Here is a 4,105-nt window from a genome sequence, read left to right as displayed (position 1 = left end):
GCCGGCACCCGCCAGGTGACCCAGATCGACGCGCCGCTGATCCCGTCCTTCATGTAGGCCGGACGGCGCCGGGCCACCGGCGCCCCCGTCCCCGTGCCGGACCGGTCAACCCCCCGCCCCACAGGCGGGGGGTTTTTTATTTCCAGGAAAGCAATCACCGCTGAATTTATGCTTGTAGATTCCCACTGCCATCTCGACCGGCTTAATCTGGCCACTTATCAAAGCGATTTCTCGAAATGCATGGCCGAAACCTCTCAAAAAGGAATCGAACACATGCTCTGCGTGGCTATTGATTTAGAGAATTACCCCAAGATGCGGGCGCTGGTTGACGGGTATGACAATGTTTCCGTCTCCGTCGGCGTGCATCCGAACGAGCGGGACTGCCATGAACCCACCTGCGATGAACTGGTTGAATTGGCGAAGGATTCCAAGGTCGTCGCTATCGGGGAAACCGGCCTGGATTATTATCGGAGCGAAGGGGATTTGGCTTGGCAGAAGGAACGGTTTCGCCGCCATATCCAAGCGGCGAAACAGGCCAGGAAGCCTTTAATTATTCATACCCGAGAGGCCCGCGATGACACCCTTGAAATCTTGGCTCAGGAGGGCGCGGCTGATATTGGCGGGGTTTTGCATTGCTTTACCGAGGATTGGGAGACGGCCAGGAAGGCGCTGGATTTAAACTTTTATATTTCTTTTTCCGGGATCGTGACCTTTAAGAATGCGGTGGCCATTCAGGACGCGGCGAAACAAGTGCCTGAAGATCGTCTATTAATCGAAACCGATTCTCCTTATCTGGCGCCCATTCCTTATCGGGGCAAGCCGAATTATCCCTCTCATGTTTATCACGTAGCGGAATTCATTGCAAAGCTCAGAGGGGTTTCCTTGGATTATATTGCGGCGCTGACCACCAAAAACTTTTATTCCTTATTCCCGGTTAAGGCGGCTTGATAAACCCGATATTCCGCTACGCGATAGATATTGTCTGAAGGTCTGGATTATGGGTTTGTCCAGTTGACAAATCCAAATTTCCAGGTGGCGATAACAATGATGCCGAACGCGATTCGATACCAGGCGAACGCCGTGAAGTCGTGGCTGGAAATATATCTCAGCAGCCAGCGCACGCAGAGGAAGGCGGACACGAAGGCGGACACGAAGCCCACGGCCCACATGCCGAGATCGTCAACGCTCAGCAAAGCGCGTTCCTTGTAGACTTGATAGGCCGTTGCCACCATGAGGGTTGGGATGGCGAGGAAGAATGAGAATTCGGTCGCCGCTTTCCGGGACAGGCCGAACAATAATCCTCCAATGATGGTCGCGCCGGAACGCGAAGTGCCGGGAATCAGCGCGACGGCTTGAGCGAACCCCAATTTCAAAGCGTCCATGACGCGCATGTCGTCGACGCTTTCGATTCTGACCGTGTGAGTACGCTTTTCAGCCCAAAGGATCACGAAGGCACCGATGATGAACGCAAGCGCCACGGGCACAGGCTGAAAAAGATGGGCCTTGATCGCTTTGCCGAAAGCGAGTCCGAGAATCGCCAGTGGAAGAAAGGCGACGAAAAGGTTCACCGCGAAGCGTCGGGCCTCGGCTGTGCGATGAAGATTGCCAGCCACATGGATGAGCTTCGCACGGTACTCCCAGCAAACCGCCAGAATAGCGCCTGATTGAATGACAATTTCGAACAGCTTGCCCCGTTCGTCGTTAAATTTCAGCAGGTCTCCCGCCAAGATAAGATGCCCGGTGCTTGAAACCGGCAGGAACTCGGTCAGACCCTCGACCACGCCGAGGATTAGTGCGTCCAGCAGTAATATAAAATTCATCGTTTAATTAGACAGGGTGTTTAAGGATAACGGCAGGTCCGCCGCTTGAATGGGCGGCTGGAATAAAGCCTCGTCGCCGTTTATACCACGACTCTCCGGGCAAGGGCGCGACCTTGGCTAAAAGCCACAGTATGTTCGGGTATATCGCGTAGGCAAGAAAAGTATTTATCGGGGGAGCTTGATAAAGCCTGGTTTTTGAATGTAAGGCTGAAAAAAGCCGGAATTCAAGGCCGCATCACGCTGTGCTAACATCCGCGACTTTGTGGATGCAGCGCAGGCTCACAGGAGCGGGCTTTTACTCATGCCAATCACGATTGCTTTTACGGATTTGTTTATTGATAAGGAATCCAGCGGGTGGCGTCCGTGGGGCCGTTATGGCTTGGTTCTGATGGTCTCGGCGGCGCTGCATTTGTCCGCTTGGCAATTCAGGGGCATCTTAGAAAAGCGGCTCGAACCCAAGCCCAAGCCCGACAGAATCATTGAGGTGATACTGACTCCACCGCCTAAGCTTGAGACGGTTGCTAAAGCGCCGGAACCGATGCCGAAGCGGGAGGAACCCAAACGGGCCGAACCCAAGCCTCAGCCGAAACCCATGGCGCTTCCGAAACCCATCGCGCCGCCCCGCCCGAAAGCGCCACCGAAACCAAAGCCGGTGGTCCTGCCCCGGCCCGACCCCAAGCCTGAGCCGCCCCCCGCCGAAAGGGACGAGCCGGTGGAAGATTCCACGCCCGCGAAGACCGAGCCAGCGCCTCCCGAGCCAGTGTCTCGGCCAGTCGAGTCGTCCAACTCATCGGCCACCGCCAAGACCCATGCGACCGACTCCAAGCGCGATGGGGGTGCCAAGGAGGCGGGCAATTCGCCAGCCCATTATCTCCAACGGCCCAGCCCAGAATATCCGGCGGTAGCGAAGCGCCGGAATTGGGAGGGCCGGGTCGTGGTGCGGGTGAAGATTCTGGCCGATGGCAGTTGCGGTCAGGCCGAGATTCACCAAAGCTCGGGGCATGACGTGCTGGACGAAGCCGCCCTGGAGGCCGTGTGCAAGGTCCGTTACGCGCCCAACAAGCGCAATGGGCAAGCCGTGGAGGGCTGGGCCAACGTACCGATTAATTTCAATTTGGAGGGATAAGGGAAGCTTATGTCATCGTTCGCAACAAGCCCAATCGTCAACGCCACGCTATGGACCCTCGTGGGATTTTCCGTGCTCGCTTGGAGCATCATCTTTTTAAAGGCCTGGGAGCAATGGCGGGTGCAACGCGCCAACCGCGCCTACAGCCGCTCATTTTGGAATGCGAGCAGCTTGGGCGCGGCGGCGGGCCTGGATGACGCCGATGGGCCGCTGGCCCGCATCGGCCAGGTTGGCTTCGGCGTGCTGCGCGATGCCGAGTCACACGAGTCGGCGAATCTGCAATCGAGCGGCGACAAACAGGACATCCTGGAACGCAGCCTGCGCCAGCAAATCCAGCAAGAACGCCATCGCATCGAGCAGGGCTTGACCATCCTTGCCAGCATCGGCAGTACGTCGCCTTTCATCGGCTTGTTCGGGACCGTGTGGGGCATCATGCACGCCCTCCAGGACATCAGCAAAGCCGGGTCCGCCAGCCTGGATGTGGTGGCCGCGCCCATTGGCGAGGCCTTGGTTGCCACCGCCATTGGCATCGCCACCGCCATTCCCGCCGTGCTGGCCTATAACTTCTTCCTGCGGCAGGTCAAGCTGGGGGTCGCGGATCTGGAGAATTTCGCCACCGACTTCCTCCACTTGGCGATGAAGGCGGGCTTTGTATTGAAGCGGGAGAATTAATATGGCGTTCGGCAATAATTTTTCCGATCAGGAGGCCATGAGCGAGATCAACGTCACGCCCTTGGTGGACGTGATGTTGGTGTTGTTGGTGGTGTTTATCGTGACGGCGCCCTTGCTCACGCAATCGGTGAAAGTGAACCTGCCGAAAACCGTGGCGACTTCCCCGACGCCCCAGGACCATCTAACCACGGTGAGCATCGACGCAGCGGGGGATGTGTTCCTGAACACGCAGAAAGTGGCGATGGATGGACTCGGGCCGCAGTTGGCCGAGCTTTTGGCCCGCGACCCGGAATTGATGGTGCAGTTCAACGTGGACGACAAGATCAATTACGGCAGGGCGGCGGAAGTGATGGCGATAGTGCAGCGGGCCGGGATCGGCAAGCTGTCGTTCCTCACCCGCGAGAAATAGCCAGCCGCCGTTCGCTTCGACTCCGCCCAGCGAACGGCGGCTGGCTCCGGCCCCGCTGGCTGAGCGGAGTCGAAGCCA

Annotated in this window: 5 protein-coding genes; 4 read left to right on the top strand and 1 reads right to left on the bottom strand. The window is 57.8% G+C overall.

The features are described 5' to 3' along the window. Nucleotides 1-168 precede the first annotated feature (168 nt). Nucleotides 169-948 (top strand): TatD family hydrolase, encoded by a 780-nt coding sequence (locus tag ACXWUF_RS19695; protein WP_458496285.1) that lies wholly within the window; start codon nt 169-171, stop codon nt 946-948. Nucleotides 949-995: 47 nt separating this feature from the next. Here ACXWUF_RS19695 and ACXWUF_RS19690 read toward each other — a convergent pair whose 3' ends face one another. Next, the gene (locus ACXWUF_RS19690) at nt 996-1,820 is read right to left on the bottom strand and encodes an undecaprenyl-diphosphate phosphatase (RefSeq protein WP_458496284.1); all 825 of its coding nucleotides are present in this window, start codon (nt 1,818-1,820) and stop codon (nt 996-998) included. A 301-nt stretch (nt 1,821-2,121) separates the two neighbouring features. Between ACXWUF_RS19690 and ACXWUF_RS19685 the strand changes: the two genes are divergently transcribed. From ACXWUF_RS19685 to ACXWUF_RS19675, 3 genes are all read left to right on the top strand, one after another. Further along, nucleotides 2,122-2,946: a TonB family protein gene (locus ACXWUF_RS19685; RefSeq protein ID WP_458496283.1), complete on the top strand. Its 825-nt coding sequence runs from the start codon at nt 2,122-2,124 to the stop codon at nt 2,944-2,946. A gap of 72 nt (nt 2,947-3,018) precedes the next feature. Then, the gene (locus tag ACXWUF_RS19680; RefSeq protein ID WP_458496282.1) at nt 3,019-3,618 is read left to right on the top strand and encodes a MotA/TolQ/ExbB proton channel family protein; all 600 of its coding nucleotides are present in this window, start codon (nt 3,019-3,021) and stop codon (nt 3,616-3,618) included. Between the two features lies 1 nt (nt 3,619). Next, nucleotides 3,620-4,027, top strand: a complete 408-nt coding sequence (locus ACXWUF_RS19675; RefSeq protein ID WP_458496281.1) for an ExbD/TolR family protein — start codon at nt 3,620-3,622, stop codon at nt 4,025-4,027. Nucleotides 4,028-4,105: the final 78 nt, after the last annotated feature.

It is taken from the genome of Methylomagnum sp. (genome assembly GCF_054333355.1).
The sequence above is the reverse complement of the archived record's forward strand: the minus strand, read 5'-3'. Positions and strand labels throughout refer to the sequence as shown.